Raw genomic sequence first — 18,754 nt, 5'->3', positions numbered from 1 at the left:
GCCTGTCCATTCTGGAGGCCAACCCGCATGCCGATGTGATCTCGGTTCGGAAGAATACTCACAACGATGCTCTTTCGGACGAGGTAGATGTCGTTGTGTATGCCGAGTTCAAGGACACGGATGCATTGGAGGCGTACAAGGCGCATCCGCTTTATCAGAAATCCATAGATATTGTGCGGCCCCTGCGCGATCTGCGTGTAGCGGCAGATATCACGTTCTGACAGCAGCTGGCGTGCGGCGCAGCCACCATTCAAGCCCAAGCAGGTAAGGCACGTAGAAGGCAAAGACCTGTATCTGGTCGAACAGGCCCGAGAAGTCCGGTTCGGCGGCAAGGCCGCAAGTGTGCTCTCCGATCGTGCAGGTGATCCCATACCACAGGCCGTAATGCAGACGGTACAGCCAGGACCCCAGGCCCAGTACGATCAGGCGCAAGCCCCAGCGCCTGTGGCGCGCGTAGTCGCGGGCTATGGCCAAGCGGGGAGTTTGAACAGCTGCCGTGATCATCAGTATACCGTAGACCCCGAAGCCCACCGACATCAGCGGCCCGCCAACTGTGCCGCTCAGAGCGATGTAGATCAGACCGCCCAAACCCGTGAGCAACGCCATCACGGCCAGAACGCGGCCCGACATGCGGTGAACGCGCGGCCAGCGTTGACGGATCGGACCAGCCAGTTGGACGACAGACAGCAAGGTCACAAGCGCACCCGATACCATATGGGCGAACAGGGCCAAAAGACTGGCCTGCGGCCCGATGAGCCGTTCAATGGAAGACGGGTCGCCGGACAGGCCAAGTGCGCCGCGCGATACGGAATGCCAGACAAAGCCCTGGATCAGCACGAAAAGCAGCACGAGCCCGGCAATCGTCCATCCGGTTCGGCGTGCTGTGCGCTGCATGTTACCTCTCCGGTATCAACCCTCTCGGGCTGAACCGTAGCACCAGAAGCAGGACAACCCCCATGGTCAAAAGTCGCATGTGGGCCGCGCTGTCGAGCAGGTGTTCGCGCAGCCAGAACCCTTCGGCCATACCAGAGGTGACGACCTGCATAACCCAAAGCCCAATGGGTTCAACCATGACCCAGAGCCACCAGATTAGGAAACCGCCGAGCACAGCACCAAGGTTATTCCCTGATCCACCCACGATCACCATGACCCAAATCAGGAATGTGAAGCGCAGGGGCTGGTAGGTGCCGGGTGTCAGCTGTCCGTCCAGTGTGGTCATCATCGCGCCCGCGATCCCGCAGATAGCCGAGCCGAGCACGAAGATTTGCAGATGGCGGGCGGTGACGTCCTTGCCCATGGCTTCGGCCGCAACTTCGTTGTCGCGGATAGCGCGCATCATGCGACCCCAGGGTGAGTGGAGGGCGCGTTGCGCGAGGATGAAGAGGATCAACAGAACGACCGTGAACAGCCCGGCATAGATGGTCTTGACCCAAAGGGTGGAGGCTGTGACGGGATCGAACCCAAGGTTCGTCACCCGTTCCACGAAGGTTTCGCTGTTCTGCAGATTGATCTCATAGGGCGCGGGGCGGGGCAGGCCGACAACGTTTTTTACACCGCGTGCCAGCCAATCCTCGTTCTTCAGTACGGCGATGATGATTTCAGCGATCCCCAAAGTGGCGATGGCAAGGTAGTCCGAACGCAATCCGAGCGCCGTTTTACCAATAATCCACGCAGCACCCGCGGCGAGCAGGCCACCCACGGGCCATGCCAGCAACACGGGCAGGCCAAGGCCGCCCAAGTACCCTGCATTGGCCGGGTTCACCGCCTCAACCGCCTGCACACCGCCGTCAAAAACGGCGCGGTAGATAAAGAACCCTGCAATCAGAATCACAGTCATGCCGATGGCCCGCATTCTTCCCTTGGGCAATGCGTTGTAGGCGAGAATGGCGCCGACGATTGTCGCGGCTCCGTGGATCAGGGCGAGGATCACCCGTACGCCGCCTGCGGCCCAGGCCTCTCCCACGGGGGGCATGGAGATCAGCACAGTGGCGAGCCCTCCAAGTGCGACAAATCCCATGATCCCCACGTTGAACAGGCCCGCGAACCCCCATTGCAGGTTGACCCCCAGCGCCATGATGGCCGAGATCAGACCGAAATTGACGATGGTGATGGCAAGGTTCCAAGACGTCATCATACCCGTGCCGATGATCAGCGCCGCGATGAAGCCGAAATAAACAAAGTTGCGTGTCGTGTCGGTCATACGGATTTCCCCGCGAAGAGGCCCGTAGGCTTGAACAGAAGCACGATCAGCAGGATCACGAAGCTGACCGCGAATTTGTAGTCGGTGGAGAGAAGCTGGGCGAGCCCGGCAGGTTCAAACGCTTCGGGAAGGGCGTAACCTGCGACCTTTTTCCAGGCATATGTGATCATCACTTCGGAAAAGGCTATGGTGAACCCGCCTGCAATGGCGCCGAGCGGGTTGCCGAGGCCCCCCACGATGGCCGATGCGAAGATGGGCAGTAGTAGTTGGAAATAGACGAAGGGTTTGAAGGACTTGTCGAGGCCATAGAGCACGCCTGCGACTGTCGCCAGTGCCGCCACGATCAGCCACGTGACCATGACAACCCGCTCGGGGTTGATGCCGGACAGTAGCGCCAGATCCTCATTGTCCGAATAGGCCCGCATGGATTTGCCGGTGCGCGTGCGGTTCAAGAAGTAGAACAGCAGCGCCACAACGATGATAGCGGTGATGACGGTCAATCCTTGGGTGGTCTTGATCGCGAGCCCTTCCTTGAGCCCCGTCAGCGTCTTGAACTCTCGAACCGAGATGATGAAACGCTCGCCGTCCGAAAAACGCTGATCGTCGGGGCCGATGATGAAGCGCACAAGGCCGTTCATGATGAACATGACGCCAAGCGAGACCATGACGAAGATGATCGGTTTCGCTTTTTGCCCGCGATAGAAGCGGTAGACCCCGCGGTCGGTCGCCAGCACGAACAGAGCGCAGACGGCGATGCCAAAGGGCAGGGCGAGCAGGGCAGTGGGCAGAGGACCGGCGCTGATCCCTGCAGCTTGGAAACCCCATGTGATCAGGATCGTCGCCATGGTGCCAAAGGCCATCGTATCGCCATGGGCGAAGTTGGAAAAGCGCAGGATGCCGTAGATCAGCGTGACCCCAAGCGCGCCAAGGGCAAGTTGGGAGCCATAGGCGATGGCGGGGATCAGGACGAAGTTCGAAAGGGTGATGAAGGCGTTGATGAGGTCCATTAGCCCGCCTCCATGTAAGCTTCTAATTCGGTCACTTCGCAAGCAAGCAGTACGTCTTGCGCCATGCTCGTAACGGGTCCGAAGTGCGGCACTCTTCGAGTAGAAGGTCCGCGTCCATACCTAAGCACCATGCCTTCATAGAGATTGTTCAGATGTTCAAGAGCGCCGGTATCAACAGATGAAAACCCACGATCAAGCCGTTGCTCCAATTCTAAGCATTTCGAGAAAAGCACGACCAGAGAATGGTGTTTGCGTTCTTTGTAGGGGACGTCATGTTTCTTGAGCCATGACTTCATTGCCAATTCCATTGCATGACCAACATTCTGCATCACTGGAAAGGGTGCGACCAATTCGTAGCCTGGCAGCATTCCTACTTTGTCATCTGCGGCAATTGCGCATTCTAAATACAGTCTTGCTCCGACAGCAAGATCTTCGGCTGTCGCTTCGTCTTTGGCAAAGGTCACTTCTTGTTCCATGTTACCCCCCCAAAAAACTCTTGCGCACTTCGGGATCCGCCAACAGTTCCCTGCCCGTCCCCGTATACGCATTCCGGCCCTGCACCAGCACGTAACCTTTGTCTGCAATCTCAAGCGCTTGGCGTGCGTTCTGTTCGACCATCAGGATCGGGATGCCGGTGCGGGCGACCTCGATGATGCGGTCGAAAAGCTCGTCCATTACGATCGGGCTGACCCCGGCGGTGGGCTCGTCCAGCATCAACACCTTGGGCTGGGTCATCAGCGCGCGACCCACCGCCACCTGCTGGCGTTGACCGCCTGACAGCTCGCCTGCAGGCTGGCGCCGCTTTTCCTTGAGAATCGGAAACAGATCATAGACCTGCGCCATCGTGTCCGAGAAATCGTCGCGCCGGATGAAGGCGCCCATTTCGAGGTTCTCTTCAACCGTCAGGGAGGTGAAGATGTTGGAGGTCTGGGGGACAAACCCCATGCCCTTTGCCACTCGGTCCTGCGGGGTGAGGTCCGTAATGTCTTCGCCATCCAACCGCACAGATCCCTGGCGCACGTCCAGCATACCAAAGACGGCTTTCATTGCGGTGGATTTACCCGCTCCATTCGGACCGACGATCACCGCGATCTCACCGGGTTCAACGGCAACTGTACAGTCGTGCAGGATGTCGGGGCCATTGCCATAGCCACCGGTCATGGTGTCCCCGATCAGGAACGCTTCGGCGGTGTTCATCGCGCCCTTGGTTCCCGGCGCCACTTGCAACTTGCCTGCACCGCTTGGATTGGTGATCGACGCGTCCTTGTTGCCGCGATCATCTTGATAGGGATTGCTCACTGCCGCCTCCCTGTATTGGTTGGGTTGGCGGGGGCAATTGGAGAAAGGATCATGCGCCCACCTTGTCTTTGTTCTTGAGGCCGGTGCCCAGATACGCCTCGATCACCTGTTCGTTGGCCTTGATCTCGGCCAATGTCCCCTCGGCCAGCACTTTGCCCTCGGCCATGCAGATGACCGGGTCGCAGATCTTGCCGATGAAATCCATGTCGTGCTCGATCACGACGAATGTGTAGTTGCGTTCCTTGTTCAGCCGCAGGATCGCATCGCCGATGGTGTTCAGAAGGGTCCGGTTCACGCCTGCGCCAACTTCGTCCAGGAACACGATCTTGGCGTCGACCATCATGGTGCGGCCCAGTTCCAGCAGCTTCTTCTGCCCGCCCGAAACCTGACCCGCTTTGTGATCGGACAAGTGTTCGATCGTAAGAAACTCCAGCACCTCGTCTGCCTTGGCCGCCAGCGCGCGTTCTTCATCCGCGATGCGTTTGCGCCCGAACCATGTGTTCCAGAGGGTTTCGCCCGATTGCGCGCCCGGCACCATCATCAGGTTCTCGCGGCAACTCATCGACGAAAACTCGTGCGCGATCTGAAAGGTGCGCAGGAGGCCTTTGTGAAAGAGCGTGTGTGGCGGCAGACCGGTAATGTCTTCGCCATCCATGGTCACGCGACCAGATGTTGGTGGAAGAACGCCTGCGATCACATTGAAAAGTGTGGTTTTTCCTGCGCCGTTTGGTCCTATCAGGCCGGTGATGGAACCAGGCTGGATTGACAGCGTTGCACCGTCAACGGCGTGAAACCCGCCGAAGTGCTTGTGAATGTCGTCAACGACGATCATATGTTTCCCCGCGCCGCTTTAAGAACGGTCTTCAAGATATTGAAACAGCCCGGGAATGCCCGGGCTGTCCATTGGTTTGTATAACCGCTTAGCGGTACTTAGCCGTGGTGATTTCGCCGCCTTCGACGACGATCTGGCGGTAGTTGCCCGCCGATTCACCCGCACCGATCAACTCAACAGCCGTGGCACCGACATAGTCGATATCGCCGCCGTCCTTGAGGATTTGCAGCGCCTTGGCCAATTCACCGGGGAAGATTTGTTCGCCCGGCGCGTTTGCTACGTCCATGACATGCTCTTTGTAGTCGTTGCTGTCCTTGGAGTTCGCGGCTTGCATCGCCAGCATGATCAGAGCCGCCGCGTCATAGCTTTCCGGCGTGAAGGGCGAGGTGGCATCAAACGCATCACCAACCATCTCGGCAAACTTAGCAGCGCCTGGGCTGTCGGTACCGGGGTGCTGGCCGGTCGAGCCTTCGATTTCGTCACCGAAGTTTTCTTGCAGCTTGGCGCCGATCATCCCGTCAGGGAAGTGGAACGTGTCGAATGCGCCGGAATCCAGTGCTGCACGCACGATGCCGGATCCGCCCTGATCCACATAGCCTGCGACCACGAGACGCTCACCACCAGCCGCAGCCAGCGCGCCAACTTCGGCCGAGTAGTCTGCTTTGCCGTCTTCGTGGGCCGCGTTGATAGTCACAGTGCCGCCTGCAGCTTCAAAGGCGGCTTGGAACGAATCTGCCAGCCCTTTGCCGTAGTCGTTGTTTGTGTAGGTAACAGCGACTTCCTTGATACCTTCTTCCATCAACACTTCGGTCATCACGACGCCTTGGCGCGCGTCGGAAGGTGCCGTACGGAAGAACAGGCCATTGTCTTCATTGTCATTGTGCGACAGGCCGGGCGACGTTGCTGAGGGCGAAATCATCACAACACCGTTGGCTACGGCCACGTTGTTCAGGATTGCACCCGTCACGCCGGAACAGTCAGCGCCCATGATACCGTCCACCTGGTCCGAGGTGACAAGACGTTCTGCGGCGGCTGTTGCGGCCCCCGCATCGACGCAGGTGCTGTCGGCGCGGACCGAGGTCACGGTTGCGCTGTCGAGCAGCAGGCCGGAATCGGTGACTTCCTTCATTGCAAGCTCTGCGCCATCGGCCATGGATGGCGTCAGCGATTCAATGGGGCCGGTAAAGCCCAGAATAATGCCGATCTTGACTTCTTTCGCGTGGCCACCCGCAAAGGCGGTGCCCGCCATCAGCGCTGTCGCTGCCGATGCCATAAGCAGTTTTTTCATTGTGTGTTCTCCCTGTGGATCATTGTCCTGCGGCGGAGCGTAAGCGGGCGCTGCAAAAAAGAAAAGTCGAATAGTCAGACGTAACGCACAGGAATGTGGGTGGATCATCCGACTTAGATGACTAGCTAAGGGGCACACCCATGAAGGAGGAATCCCGATGCGCTGTTTTACCGTTCTTGCCATAGCCCTTTTGCCAGTATCCGCCCTTTCCTTGGAAACGGAGCAAGGTGCGGTGACTGTGACGCCGGTTGTCACGGGGCTGGATCAGCCTTGGGGCGTTGCTGAGTTGCCGGATGGGTCTTTGCTGGTAACTGAACGTAACGGACGTTTGGTGCATGCATCTGGTGGTGAGGCGAAAGCGGTGGATGGCGTGCCGCGTGTTGCTGCGGCGGGGCAGGGCGGGCTTTTGGATGTGACCGTCGCTCGGGACTTTGCGACATCTCGCACCGTTTTTCTGACGTACTCCAAACCGCAGGGCCGTGGATCGGGCACCGCGCTGGCAGCGGCCGAACTGAGCACGGATGGCACACGGCTTGAAAACCTGCGTGACCTTTTTGAAAGCGCACCCGGGGGAAGCACCGGGCGCCATTTTGGCAGTCGTGTGGTCGAGGCTCCGGACGGCACGTTATATGTAACGATTGGTGATCGAGGGGATCGCCCGTCAGCACAGGACCGGTCTAATCACAACGGCGCAATCGTTCGGGTGAACAGGGATGGCACGGTCCCCGCCGACAATCCGTTCGTCGGACAGGACGGCATCCAACCGCACATTTGGTCCTATGGGCATCGCAACCCGCAAGGCGCGGGCCTGGATGCGGATGGCACGCTCTGGACCGCTGAACATGGCGCACGTGGCGGGGACGAGGTAAACCTCGTTCAGAAGGGGGCGAACTTCGGTTGGCCCGTGATTTCCTATGGTGTTCACTATTCCGGTGCGACGATCGGAGAAGGCACAGCGCAAGCTGGGATGGAGCAACCGGCATTCTATTGGGATCCGTCGATGGCGCCATCCGGGCTTATGATTTACCAAGGCAACATGTTTCCCGAGTGGCAAGGAGACATGTTCGTTGGATCCCTCAAGTTCAGCTACATTTCGCGACTTGCGGTGGATGACATCAGCGCCAGCGAAGTCGAGCAGATCGAAGGCGATGAAACCTTGCGTGTGCGCGACATCGTCGAAGCACCTGACGGCAGTATCCTGTTTATCTCGGTTGGCAATGGGACCGTGTACCGGATGACGCGTTAAGAGCAGTGCGTTAGGGTGACCTCGGAAGAGGAGTACACGTATGCCCATCGAACGTCTTGATCACGTGAATCTGCGCACCACGCGCCTTGCCGAAATGATCCAATGGTATGAGGAAATCCTCGGGCTTTCGGCGGGTGTACGTCCCGCATTCAGTATGGATGGTGCATGGCTTTACGCGGGGGATGTTGCCGCTGTCCATTTGGTAACCGTCGAAGACGACGGGGCTGCGGGATCTGAAACGGCGCTCAAGCTTGAACACTTTGCCTTTCGCGCCTCAGGCGACGCAGAGGCGTTCCAGGATCGGCTACAACAAAAGGGCGTCGCCTATCGCCGCTCCGGCATCGAAGAGATGAATCTTTCAACCTTCAATGTCTGGGATCCGGACGGCAATCATATTCATATTGATTTTGTTGGCGGGTGAGAGCCGCCGACGGTGGGCACGGCATGCTTACCAGAGAGTTTTGTCGCAAAGGGCACTTTGACAAGTGGCTGGTCTTTTAGACAACCGACCCTCTGAGGGGGTCTGCCCAGTTTGCTTGGCATTTTGCCCGCGTTGAGGCCAGACAGGACGAGGCGAGCGCATCATCGTCGGCATTTTGCCCGATCCAAGACCGAGTTGTTGGCGTGGTTTGTTGATATGTCCTGTAATAGTGGTCAAACGGCGGAAACATGCAGGTCCAAACACCGCTCAAGTCGTTGAAAATATTGTCGGGTCAGAAGATGTGGCGGAGAGACAGGGATTCGAACCCTGGGTGGGCTTGCACCCACAACGGTTTTCGAGACCGCCCCGTTCGACCACTCCGGCACCTCTCCGCGGGGGTCTGGTGCGCTCAATTACGGTGAACGACGCCGGCGCGCAAGGCAGTTTTTCATCAAAGCCGTTTACACGGGAAATTTGATGGACGCGCCCGTAAAAACACATACCCTTGATGCCGAGGTTAATATGCCTGAGCAGATAGAAATGAGGTCTCCCATGCGTGCTCTTCGATACGGATTTGCAGCTCTTGTCATGACATGTGCCATGTCCGTGACCGCTTTTGCTGCGGATCGGGCCAAATTGCAGAACTTTCTCGAGGTTACGGGCTTTGATGTAGCCCTTGAAAGCATTCGCCTGTCCGCAGGTTCCGCTCCCGAAATGCTGGGCTTGCAAGCGGAAGACTTTGGAACGGAATGGACCCGCCTGACGAAGGATGTTTTCAAGACCGAGGTCATGCATGACCTTGCCCTGGATATTCTCGAAAAGACGCTCGAAGATGACATGCTGACTCATGCAGCAGACTTCTATGCGACCGACCTTGGGCAACGTCTAGTTAAGGCTGAGAATGCCAGCCACATGAAAGAAGACGACGCGCTGAAGCAGGACAGTGGCGAAGCCATCGTTGCTGGGCTCGAAAGATTAGACAGCCCTCGTCTCGAGTACCTCAAGCGCATGAACGCCGCATCTGACAGCGCCGGTGTGAGTGTCCGTGCCATTCAGGAAATCCAGGTGCGGTTTCTTATGGCTGCTGCGGGTGCGGGCATTATCGAATTGCAGTTGGAAGAGCCGGATTTGCGCGAGCTTCTGTCCAGTGACGAGGATGTCTTGAAGGAAGAGATCGCGGCCAGCGCGCTGACGGGCGCCGCTTACACGTACCAGTCGTTCTCCGATGACGAGGTGCTGGAATATGCGAAGGCACTCGAAAACCCGAAGATGCGCCATGTGTATGACCTTATGAACGCGGTGCAGTATGAAATCATGGCAAACCGGTTCGAGGCGTTGGCCCGTGCCATGCAGTCGCTGCAACCCAGTCAGGAACTGTAAATGCGCCTCGCCGTTTTAAGTCTGTCACTGTGGATTTTCGCGCAGGCTGCATGGGCTGATGTCAATCGTCTGATTGACGCGATGGGCATACCCGAACTGATTGGGGCCTTTGTCACGGAAGGCATGGAAGCCGGGCAATCGATTGACGAGGCATTTCTGAACGGGCAGGGCGGTGATGTCTGGGCGGATACCGTGCGGCGTCTATATGATCCCTCGCGGATGGAAACCGAGTTGCGCACCGTGATGGCCGAGAATCTGGAGCCGGAGGCGTCCGCGCAGGCCCTGTTATTCTTCGAGAGCGAGTTGGGCGAACGTATAATTGCGCTAGAGGTACAAGCGCGGCAAGCTTTCCTCGAGGAATCCGTTGAAGAAGCCGCCAAGGCCAGCCCGGCTGCGCGCGGCGAGAAGGTGACGGACTATCTGGTGTCTCGAGACTTGATCGAACGGAATACGGATGTCGCCGTTGCGGCGCAGGCCGCGTTTTTAGAAGGCTTGTCTGACAGTTCTGGCCGAAATGACGAAGTCCCCGACATGGACCAGCTGCGTGCACGCGTTTTGGTCGATACGGAAAGCTGGTTGCGCGGATACAACGCGCTGGCCCAATCGCCGATGACAGATGACGAGATCGCCATCTACACCGCCTTTTGGGAAACCAATGTGGGCAAGGCTGTCGACGATGCCTTGTTCCTTGCATTCGGTCAAACCTACACAACGCTGTCCTACGCATTGGGACAGGCGGCTGGCCGACTTCTGCCGCAAAACGAACTTTGAACTGACGTCGAACGACTGCTTGGTTCACAAGTAGGTCGCCAGGAGGCGGCCTTCGTACGAGCTTGCAATCGGATAGGCCGTGCCTGGGCCCGAGCCTTCAGCATGCGCCAACTCCGGGAACAGAGCTATGATCTCCGCGGCTTGCTCCGGGTCCAGTGTACGACGGGCATGCGGGCCAAGATAGAAGCTTTCTGCGGCGCATCCATTGGCCCAAACGATCCTGTGGGCGTCAAACATGACGTGAATATAGGTGACGAAGCCGTTGGGTGCGCTGCGGATTGTGTCACCGTTCACGAGATGCTTGGCGGCCACCAGAAGACGCGGCTCCCCCGTCAGGACTTCGGTTACGCCACTTTCGAGCAGGAGTCTGTGGTTTGGTGACACGGTCAGATCACGTCGTGTACCAAGAACGCCGGCCGAGATCGTCACCGGAGTGCGCTCACCAATTGCAGGGACGGTGCGCGTCCCGACCCACCGTACCGGCTGGGCGCCATAATCCATGGTGCTGACCAAGTTCCCGGGTTTCAGCCGTTCGACGGGACGTGTGCCGCCAGGGACGCGGATACGTGTGCCTGGGGTAAAGCATACGAATTCCGAGTAGGGACGCGGGTTCCCGCCAATGTTACCTTCACTGGTGAACACATATTGCTGGCCGGGCACCATAGGCTGGTTGGAAATGAAGGCCGTCGTCGTGTTGTTGCCGCTATTGTTTTCACCGATTGTAATGGAAAAGCCTTCAAACCCGTTGTCGTCGGTGAGAACGTAGTTGATGACGACCCGCGAACCGGCAGGGTAAGTGACGTTATCAATCGTGACTGGGTCCGCTAACACTTGATTGGGGTCAGACGGGAGTTCGTTGAAATCCGGATCGTCATCGTCAATGACAATTTGCACCGGCTGTGCGTCGGGATTCAACCTGATGTCAAAGGGCGGAGTTCCCTGTGCTTGCGCGCCGCGCTCGTTCGGGGGCGTAATGTTCCCACCGGTCGTGTCAAAGTCATCAAGCTGGTAGACCCACTGCAAGGTGTATAAAGGCATGCTGCGCTTGACCTGCTTTCTGATCAGATATTCAAAATGATAATCTGCTATCTGGGGTAGAAATGTGACCGGGCGTTTCGCTATCGGCAAAGTCCTGCCGAAGCGATTTTTTCCGGGAATGGGACCAGCCCCTTGACTTGCAGCAGGAATGCTTGAATAAGCGCGCTCTCTGGCAGCGCTTGCGTGGTCAGATGATATGGATATCGCCCGAATGGGCGCGCTGTCTGAGGTGGCATATGCCGTAAACGCCCGAGGTCGGGGACCACAAGACGCGGAAGCAAAAAGGAAAGACGCATGTTCGCGGTTATGAAAACCGGCGGCAAACAGTACAAAGTTCAATCGGGCGACACGCTCCGCGTTGAAAAACTGGCCGCAAATGCAGGTGACAAAGTCCAATTCAACGAAGTTCTGATGGTTGGCGGCGACAAGCCCCAAGTCGGTTCGCCCGTTGTTGCAGGTGCAGGCGTACAAGCCGAAGTCATCGAACAGATCAAAGGCCCCAAGACGATCAACTTCGTTAAGCGCCGTCGTAAGCACAGCTCGAAGCGCACCAAGGGTCACCGTCAGCAACTGACGCTGGTCAAGATCACTGACATCCTTGCCTCTGGTGCGGACAAGTCCGGCGTGATGGCCGCAGTGAATGGCGCAGGTTTCGGCATTGCCGCAGTACCGGCCGCCGCCAAGCCTGCCAAGAAAGCGGCGAAAGCCGAGGCGCCAAAGGCTGAAGCCAAGGCCGAGCCCAAGAAAGAAGCCAAGAAAGCCGCGCCTAAAAAGGCCGCAGCCGATGGCGACGATCTGAAGCAATTGTCGGGTGTTGGTCCCGCGCTTGAGAAAAAACTGCACGACGCTGGTGTGACCACCTTCGCGCAGATTGCAGCATGGACCGAAGAGGACGTTGCTGCTATGGACGAGAAACTGTCGTTCAAAGGCCGGATCGAGCGTGAAGGCTGGATCGCTCAGGCCCAAGAACTGGCCAAAGGCTAAGGAGAGAGACGCATGGCACATAAAAAAGCAGGCGGTTCATCCCGTAACGGTCGCGACTCCGCTGGCCGCCGTCTTGGCGTAAAGTTGTATGGTGGCCAAGCTGCCATTCCCGGCAACATCATCGTGCGTCAGCGCGGTACCAAGTTTTGGCCGGGCGAAGGCGTTGGCATGGGCAAAGACCACACAATCTTTGCAACCGTCGATGGCGCCGTCACGTTCCACAAAGGCCTCAAGGGTCGCACGTTTATTTCCGTGCTCCCGGCTGCGGAGGCTGCTGAATAAGCCGTACCCAAAAGGTTTTGACAAAATCAGGGATCGGCGGAAACGCCGGTCCCTTTTTCGTTTCCGCCCCCCGCAACCAGCGAGGAGGGTCTGATGACAGACCTAATGACCACCGACCGCCTGACCCTGCGCCGCCCCGGAATGCAGGATGCTGCCGTGTTCACCGCATTGGTGGGGGATCTGGATGTGTCGCGCTGGCTGACCCGAGTGCCGCATCCCTATACGTTGGCGGATGCCCAAGATTTCATCTCGCGGGTTGAAATCGGCGGGGGCAACACCTTTGCCATCTGTGTTGGAGAACAAGTCATCGGATGCATCGGAACCGAAGATCAGCTTGGCTACTGGTTGGGCAAGAACCATTGGGGGCACGGTTATGCAACCGAAGCCTGTCGTGCCATGATAGACCGGCATTTCGCCCAAGACTCCTCGGACCTGAAAAGCGGTTATTTCGTAGAAAACACGGCCTCTAGCCACGTGCTTCAGAAACTTGGTTTCGTACGCACATCGCAGACCCAAGCCAAATGCCCCGCGACGGGCGATACCCATGTCTTGCAACGTATGGTGCTGACCCAAAACAGTTGGGAGATGATTGCATGACGGCATCGATCAAACCCATACTGCAAGGGCCTCGCGTAACTCTGCGGGATGTTATGCCTGGCGATGTAGATGCGCGTTTCGCTCTTGGAAACACCCCCGATATCATCCGCATGTTTGGCGGTGATCCGGCGCAGGTTCGAGACATAACCCGCGACGCAGCCCAGGCATGGGTGCAAGCGAAGCAGGATGATCGGCATTCCTGGATCATTGATGTTCATGGCGTGTTGATTGGTGCGATCCGACTGCACATGCTCAATCTCGCTGATAAGCGCGCGCTTGTTGATATTGGTATTCTGGATAGCAATGCCCTGGGGCAAGGCTACGGGTCCGAGGCAATGCGGGTTCTGGCAACCCATGCGTTTGACACAATGGGACTGCACCGTCTTGGATGTCGTGTTTTGGAATTCAATGAACGCGCCATTGCGGCATACAAAAAGGTCGGCTTTGTCGTTGAAGGGCGCGAGCGGGAATCTGGTTTCATTGATGCCCAATGGCATGATGATCTAATCATGGGTCTGCTCGACCGCGATTTGGTGCGTCTGCCATGACGGTCGCGGCAATGTCCTTTGCGGTGTTTGCAGCCAGCCAGGTCGGGACACCCGGCCCTGCAAACATGGCGCTTTTGGCCACCGGCGCGCGGTACGGCTTTCGCGCGGCCTTGCCGTTCGTTGCAGGCGTCGCACTGGGCAAACAACTCATCATCTGGCCGGTGGGTTTTGGCCTGATGGAACTGGCTGATCGTGCGCCATGGGTGTTTGAAACCCTGAAATGGGCATCGGCTGCTTATATCATATGGCTGGCATGGAAGGTGTCACAACTGCGCCTTGGTGCATCTGATCCGGGCGCTGCTGCACCTGGCTTTGTCGCTGGTCTTGTGGTGCACCCGCTGAACCCCAAGGCGTGGGCGATGATCATAGCCGGTTTCACAAGCTTCGTATCTCCCGGTACGGATGCCGTTATCGCTACGGCAACGATTGGTGGAATATTGCTCGCCACTCAGGTGCTGTTTCACCCGCTTTGGACACTTGCCGGTGATCGTATCGCGCGCACCCTCGCAGGAACGCGCGCGGAACCTTATTTGATGTATACCCTCGCGGCCCTGACAGTCGCGTCGGTCCTGTTTGTTTTGTTCGGAGGAGGGACATGACGATGGAGATGGAAAAAATCGTGACCCAGAATGTGATCGAAACGGAGCGTTTCGTGCTCCGTCCATTGCGTCGGTCTGACATGGGGTTGATCGAGATGTATACGAGTGACCTGCGCGTCGCCCGTAACACGCAGTCCATTCCGCATCCCATCCCACCGGGCATGACCGAAGCCTTTGTTGCACGCGCCATGGCGGATGAGCGTGAGGAAGACGTGTGGGCCATGGACGGGCTCAAGTCTGGTGGTGCTGAAATCATGGGCTTGATCTCTTTGACCCGTATGGATCGCAACCAGTCCGAGGTTGGATATTGGGTCGCGCCGCATTTCTGGAACACTGGTCTTGCATCTGACGCGGTTCAGGCGCTTGTGGATGCCAATCCGATGGATAATGCTACGATGTTTGCCAGTGTGTTTCAGGACAATCCGGCTTCGGCCCGCGTGCTGACCCATTGCGGTTTCGAATATCTGGGTGATGCTGAAGGGTTCTCGGTCGCGCGCGATGCGACAGTGCCCACATGGACCTATAGTCGCAAACTCTGATTGCGGGGGCTTGTCCCCCGCGCTAGGACACCATCCATGAAGTTTCTTGATCTGGCCAAGGTCTACATCCGCTCGGGTGCAGGCGGAAACGGGTGCATCTCGTTTCGGCGCGAAAAATACATTGAATATGGCGGCCCGGATGGCGGCGATGGCGGCGGCGGTGGCTCGGTCTGGGCTGAGGCCGTGGATGGGCTGAACACGCTGATCGACTTTCGCTATCAACAGCACTTCTTTGCCAAGAACGGCCAGCCCGGCATGGGACGTCAGCGCACCGGCAAGGATGGAGACGACATTCTGCTGCGTGTCCCCGCGGGGACAGAAATCCTTGATGAGGATCAGGAGACTGTGATCGCCGACCTCGTGAATGTCGGTGACCGGGTCGAACTGGCGCGTGGTGGGAACGGGGGGTGGGGCAACCTGCATTTCAAGTCTGCTACCAATCAGGCACCACGCCGTGCCAATCCCGGGCAAGAAGGTGTTGAGCGTACGCTCTGGCTCCGCCTGAAGTTGATCGCGGATGTGGGCCTGCTGGGTTTGCCGAATGCCGGCAAGTCGACATTTCTTGCAACCACTTCGAACGCCAGACCCAAGATCGCTGACTATCCCTTTACGACGCTGCACCCCAACCTTGGCGTTGTTGGGGTGGACAACACCGAATTCGTTGTGGCCGACATTCCCGGTTTGATCGAAGGTGCCTCTGAAGGGCGCGGGCTAGGGGACCTGTTCCTGGGTCACGTCGAACGTTGTGCGGTCTTGCTGCATCTGGTCGATGGCACATCGGAAACCGTGGCCGAGGATTACCAAACCATCATTGGCGAACTTGAGGCCTATGGTGGCGATCTGGCCGACAAGCCGCGCGTGACGGTGTTGAACAAGATCGACGCGTTGGACGAAGACGAACGCACCGCGGCGCGGACTGCGCTTGAGGAAGCATCCGGCGGGCCCGTGATGATGATGTCGAGTGTTGCGCGCGAGGGTGTCACCGACGTGCTGCGGTCCCTACGCGGGCAGATCGATGAGGACCGCCTGCGTCACCGTCCGCAGGAAGAGGCCGAGCCATGGCGTCCCTAACCACGGCCAGGCGGCTTGTGGTCAAGATCGGGTCGGCGCTTCTGGTTGACCGGACCACGGGTGCGCTTCGAAAGGAGTGGCTCGCTGCCCTTGCGGAAGATGTGGTGTGGCTCAGATCGTGCGGCGTACAGGTCGTTCTTGTGTCGTCAGGCTCCATCGCACTTGGGCGCGAGGTTCTGCGTCTTCCTGTCAGCGATCTTGCATTGGAACAGTCGCAGGCTGCAGCAGCCGTTGGGCAGATCCGTCTCGCTCGAGCCTACGAGGAAGCGCTCGCACCCCACGACATCACCACCGCACAGGTGCTGATGACGCTGGAAGACAGCCGCGACCGCCGCCGCTATCTGAATTCCCGTGCGACGCTGGAACACTTGGTTGGCTTGAACGTCGTGCCGATCGTCAATGAGAACGACACCATCGCGACGGATGAAATCCGGTTCGGCGACAATGACCGACTGGCCGCCCAGATTGCTGCGACCATTGGGGCGGATGTCCTTGTCCTGCTGTCGGATGTGGACGGGTTCTATTCCGCCAACCCGGCTGATGATCCGGATGCGAAGCGCTATGATGTCATCGACCATATCACGCCCGAGATCGAGGCGATGGCTGGTGATGCCGGTTCAGGGCTGTCAAAGGGTGGAATGAAGACCAAGCTGATGGCGGCAAAAACCGCGACCGCTGCGGGATGCGCAATGGCGATTTGTCACGGCGCGGCCTTGCGCCCTCTTACGGGACTTGAAACGGGCGCCAATGCGACATGGTTCACTGCGACTCTGGACCCGCAAGTTGCACGCAAACGTTGGATTGCAGCAATGAAACCGCTTGGCACCGTGACCCTCGATGCCGGCGCCGCGCAGGCATTATCACGAGGAAACAGCCTGTTACCTGCTGGAGTTCATGCAGTTTCCGGCGTGTTTGGCCGCGGCGACCCTGTTGCAATCACCGGTCCCGATGGACATCAGCTTGGCCTAGGCCTCAGCCGTTACACAGCAGAGGAAGCGCAGAAGATCAAAGGCCACCGAAGCGCCGAGATCGAAGAACTGCTCGGGTATCCAGGACGGGCTGCCTTGATCCATCGCGATGATATGGCGCTGTGATCTTCTTCTGACTATAAATTCCACCGCCGGAGGCATAAAAATCTGCGGCGCACCGCCTGAAAAGGGACGTGACTGATGAAAGACTTTGCTGACATTCCCGCATTGATGGCCGATATCGGCACCCGCGCAAAATCTGCGGCTGCATCATTGGCCTTCGCCACCGCCGAGCGCAAGCACGCCGCGTTGATCAGTGCTGCAGAACATGTCTGGAACAATCGGGATGCGATCATTGCCGCGAACGCGCTGGATATGGAATTCGGGCGGACAAAAGGCCTGTCCGATGCCATGATGGATCGTCTGCGGCTGGACGAAGAGCGTATTCAGGGGATCGTGGACGGTCTGCGCGCGGTTGCAGAACAAGCCGATCCTGTCGGAGAGGTGCTGGCGGAGTGGACTCAGCCTACGGGCCTGAACATTCAGCGGGTCCGGACACCGCTTGGGGTTGTCGGCGTTATCTACGAAAGCCGCCCGAATGTGACGGCGGACGCCGGCACTTTGTGTTTGAAGGCCGGTAACGCCGTTATCCTGCGTGGCGGATCAGAGAGCTTTCATTCATCAAGTGCCATCCACGCAGCTTTGCAAGCGGGTCTGCGCGACGCTGATCTGCCAGAAGATGCGATCCAGTTGGTGCCCACGCGCGATCGTGCTGCAGTCAGTGAAATGCTGACCATGACCGACACAATTGATGTGATTGTCCCTCGCGGCGGTAAGGGCCTGGTTGGCCTCGTGCAGCGCGAGGCACGCGTGCCCGTCTTTGCGCACCTCGAAGGGATTGTGCATATCTACATCGACAAAGATGCGGATCCTGAGAAAGTCCTTAAGGTCGTTTTGAACGCAAAAACGCGGCGCACCGGCATTTGCGGTGCCGCGGAATGCTTGTTGGTTCATCAGGATATTGCGGCGACCATGGGTCAGGGCGTTGTCCGTGCTTTGATGGACGCTGGCGTGCGTGTACACGCAGATGTCGCGTTGCAGACAATCGAAGGGGTGCTGGCCGCAACCGATGCCGACTGGGGCAAGGAATACCTTGATATGGATATTGCCGCGCGCGTGGTTTCGGATGTTGATGCAGCGATTGAGCATATCCGCACCTATGGTTCAAACCACACCGATTGTATCCTGACCGAGGATGCAGAAGCTGCTGCCAAGTTCTTCAACCAGCTCGACAGCGCAATTCTGATGCACAACGCCTCCACCCAGTTTGCAGATGGCGGTGAGTTTGGCATGGGCGCAGAGATCGGGATCGCAACGGGCAAAATGCATGCGCGCGGGCCTGTCGGTGCGGCACAGCTGACCAGCTTCAAGTATTTAGTGCGTGGCGACGGAACCGTCCGCGCCTAAAACCGGATTGTCAGCCTATCGGGCAAAAGCTCCGTTGAAATCTTGCGCTGTGCGTCTGCGGCCACCTCTGGCAACAGGGCGAATTGAACGTGGGCCGGGGCCAGCTCTTCGACGCTGTTCCCTTTAAGCAATCCCCAGAGCGATGCATCGACGCTTTGCTTGGCGGAATGCCCCGTAATGACCCAAGCGCCATCGGTGCAGGCAATTTCAATCCGCC

General features: G+C 58.2%; 23 protein-coding genes and 1 tRNA gene. 14 read left to right on the top strand and 10 right to left on the bottom strand.

Annotation, left to right across the window (positions count from 1 at the left end; genetic code table 11):
- Window positions 1–221: Dabb family protein (locus AC6RA8_RS14630; protein ID WP_500353469.1), on the top strand; the 221-nt coding region annotated here is incomplete at its 5' end.
- On the opposite strand, the gene AC6RA8_RS14625 is transcribed toward AC6RA8_RS14630, so the two are convergent.
- The 7 genes from AC6RA8_RS14625 to AC6RA8_RS14595 all read right to left on the bottom strand — a co-directional run bounded on the left by AC6RA8_RS14625 (window position 211) and on the right by AC6RA8_RS14595 (window position 6,626).
- Window positions 211–894: a DUF2306 domain-containing protein gene (locus AC6RA8_RS14625; protein WP_500353468.1), complete on the bottom strand. Its 684-nt coding sequence runs from the start codon at window positions 892–894 to the stop codon at window positions 211–213. The two genes, AC6RA8_RS14630 and AC6RA8_RS14625, sit on opposite strands and share 11 nt — an antisense overlap.
- Window position 895: 1 nt before the next feature.
- Entirely contained in the window at window positions 896–2,200 is a 1,305-nt protein-coding gene (locus tag AC6RA8_RS14620; RefSeq protein ID WP_500353467.1) for a branched-chain amino acid ABC transporter permease, read from the bottom strand.
- Complete coding sequence (locus AC6RA8_RS14615; protein WP_500353466.1) at window positions 2,197–3,207, bottom strand: branched-chain amino acid ABC transporter permease; 1,011 nt, start codon at window positions 3,205–3,207, stop codon at window positions 2,197–2,199. The genes AC6RA8_RS14620 and AC6RA8_RS14615 overlap by 4 nt, the downstream gene beginning before the upstream one ends.
- Window positions 3,207–3,683, bottom strand: a complete 477-nt coding sequence (locus tag AC6RA8_RS14610; protein WP_500353465.1) for a hypothetical protein — start codon at window positions 3,681–3,683, stop codon at window positions 3,207–3,209. The genes AC6RA8_RS14615 and AC6RA8_RS14610 overlap by 1 nt, the downstream gene beginning before the upstream one ends.
- Before the next feature lies 1 nt (window position 3,684).
- Window positions 3,685–4,506, bottom strand: coding sequence for an ABC transporter ATP-binding protein (locus AC6RA8_RS14605; RefSeq protein WP_500353464.1), 822 nt, complete (start codon window positions 4,504–4,506; stop codon window positions 3,685–3,687).
- Window positions 4,507–4,555: 49 nt separating this feature from the next.
- The gene (locus tag AC6RA8_RS14600) at window positions 4,556–5,338 is read right to left on the bottom strand and encodes an ABC transporter ATP-binding protein (protein WP_500353463.1); all 783 of its coding nucleotides are present in this window, start codon (window positions 5,336–5,338) and stop codon (window positions 4,556–4,558) included.
- Window positions 5,339–5,426: 88 nt separating this feature from the next.
- Window positions 5,427–6,626 (bottom strand): ABC transporter substrate-binding protein, encoded by a 1,200-nt coding sequence (locus tag AC6RA8_RS14595; RefSeq protein WP_500353462.1) that lies wholly within the window; start codon window positions 6,624–6,626, stop codon window positions 5,427–5,429.
- A gap of 157 nt (window positions 6,627–6,783) precedes the next feature.
- Here AC6RA8_RS14595 and AC6RA8_RS14590 point away from each other — a divergent pair, with 157 nt between their 5' ends.
- Together AC6RA8_RS14590 and AC6RA8_RS14585 are read left to right on the top strand one after the other, a co-directional pair.
- The gene (locus AC6RA8_RS14590; RefSeq protein WP_500353461.1) at window positions 6,784–7,872 is read left to right on the top strand and encodes a PQQ-dependent sugar dehydrogenase; all 1,089 of its coding nucleotides are present in this window, start codon (window positions 6,784–6,786) and stop codon (window positions 7,870–7,872) included.
- Window positions 7,873–7,912: 40 nt separating this feature from the next.
- A complete protein-coding gene (locus tag AC6RA8_RS14585) occupies window positions 7,913–8,293 on the top strand; it encodes a VOC family protein (protein ID WP_500353460.1) in 381 nt (126 codons plus the stop codon).
- Between the two features lie 302 nt (window positions 8,294–8,595).
- On the opposite strand, the gene AC6RA8_RS14580 is transcribed toward AC6RA8_RS14585, so the two are convergent.
- A tRNA-Ser gene (locus AC6RA8_RS14580) sits at window positions 8,596–8,685 on the bottom strand.
- 208 nt (window positions 8,686–8,893) lie between these two features.
- On the opposite strand from AC6RA8_RS14580, the gene AC6RA8_RS14575 reads away from it, so the two are divergent.
- Together AC6RA8_RS14575 and AC6RA8_RS14570 are read left to right on the top strand one after the other, a co-directional pair.
- On the top strand, window positions 8,894–9,673 hold the full coding sequence (locus AC6RA8_RS14575) for a DUF2059 domain-containing protein (RefSeq protein WP_500353459.1): 780 nt from the start codon (window positions 8,894–8,896) through the stop codon (window positions 9,671–9,673).
- Window positions 9,674–10,444: a hypothetical protein gene (locus AC6RA8_RS14570; RefSeq protein ID WP_500353458.1), complete on the top strand. Its 771-nt coding sequence runs from the start codon at window positions 9,674–9,676 to the stop codon at window positions 10,442–10,444.
- Window positions 10,445–10,468: 24 nt separating this feature from the next.
- Here the strand turns inward: AC6RA8_RS14570 and AC6RA8_RS14565 are convergent, their stop codons facing one another.
- Entirely contained in the window at window positions 10,469–11,482 is a 1,014-nt protein-coding gene (locus AC6RA8_RS14565; protein ID WP_500353457.1) for a Hint domain-containing protein, read from the bottom strand.
- Window positions 11,483–11,776: 294 nt separating this feature from the next.
- Between AC6RA8_RS14565 and AC6RA8_RS14560 the strand changes: the two genes are divergently transcribed.
- From AC6RA8_RS14560 to AC6RA8_RS14520, 9 genes are all read left to right on the top strand, one after another.
- The gene (locus AC6RA8_RS14560; RefSeq protein WP_500353456.1) at window positions 11,777–12,466 is read left to right on the top strand and encodes a 50S ribosomal protein L21; all 690 of its coding nucleotides are present in this window, start codon (window positions 11,777–11,779) and stop codon (window positions 12,464–12,466) included.
- Window positions 12,467–12,478: 12 nt separating this feature from the next.
- A complete protein-coding gene (rpmA, locus tag AC6RA8_RS14555) occupies window positions 12,479–12,748 on the top strand; it encodes a 50S ribosomal protein L27 (protein WP_189370744.1) in 270 nt (89 codons plus the stop codon).
- A 93-nt stretch (window positions 12,749–12,841) separates the two neighbouring features.
- Window positions 12,842–13,345, top strand: a complete 504-nt coding sequence (locus tag AC6RA8_RS14550) for a GNAT family N-acetyltransferase (RefSeq protein WP_500353455.1) — start codon at window positions 12,842–12,844, stop codon at window positions 13,343–13,345.
- On the top strand, window positions 13,342–13,893 hold the full coding sequence (locus tag AC6RA8_RS14545; RefSeq protein WP_500353454.1) for a GNAT family N-acetyltransferase: 552 nt from the start codon (window positions 13,342–13,344) through the stop codon (window positions 13,891–13,893). The genes AC6RA8_RS14550 and AC6RA8_RS14545 overlap by 4 nt, the downstream gene beginning before the upstream one ends.
- A complete protein-coding gene (locus tag AC6RA8_RS14540) occupies window positions 13,890–14,492 on the top strand; it encodes a LysE family translocator (RefSeq protein WP_500353453.1) in 603 nt (200 codons plus the stop codon). Before AC6RA8_RS14545 ends, AC6RA8_RS14540 begins: the two co-directional genes overlap by 4 nt.
- A 2-nt stretch (window positions 14,493–14,494) precedes the next feature.
- A complete protein-coding gene (locus tag AC6RA8_RS14535; RefSeq protein ID WP_299201076.1) occupies window positions 14,495–15,031 on the top strand; it encodes a GNAT family N-acetyltransferase in 537 nt (178 codons plus the stop codon).
- Window positions 15,032–15,067: 36 nt separating this feature from the next.
- Window positions 15,068–16,102 carry a GTPase ObgE gene (obgE, locus tag AC6RA8_RS14530; protein ID WP_500353452.1) on the top strand — a complete coding sequence of 345 codons (1,035 nt, stop codon included), beginning with the start codon at window positions 15,068–15,070 and terminating at the stop codon, window positions 16,100–16,102.
- Complete coding sequence (gene proB, locus AC6RA8_RS14525) at window positions 16,090–17,196, top strand: glutamate 5-kinase (protein WP_500353451.1); 1,107 nt, start codon at window positions 16,090–16,092, stop codon at window positions 17,194–17,196. The genes obgE and proB overlap by 13 nt, the downstream gene beginning before the upstream one ends.
- A 75-nt stretch (window positions 17,197–17,271) precedes the next feature.
- On the top strand, window positions 17,272–18,537 hold the full coding sequence (locus AC6RA8_RS14520) for a glutamate-5-semialdehyde dehydrogenase (RefSeq protein WP_500353450.1): 1,266 nt from the start codon (window positions 17,272–17,274) through the stop codon (window positions 18,535–18,537).
- On the opposite strand, the gene AC6RA8_RS14515 is transcribed toward AC6RA8_RS14520, so the two are convergent.
- Window positions 18,534–18,754: histidine phosphotransferase family protein (locus tag AC6RA8_RS14515; RefSeq protein ID WP_500353449.1), on the bottom strand; the 221-nt coding region annotated here is incomplete at its 5' end. The two genes, AC6RA8_RS14520 and AC6RA8_RS14515, sit on opposite strands and share 4 nt — an antisense overlap.

The organism is Tateyamaria sp., assembly GCF_059783535.1.
Note: the sequence above shows the minus strand (reverse complement) of the source record. Positions and strands in the feature narration are given on the sequence as shown.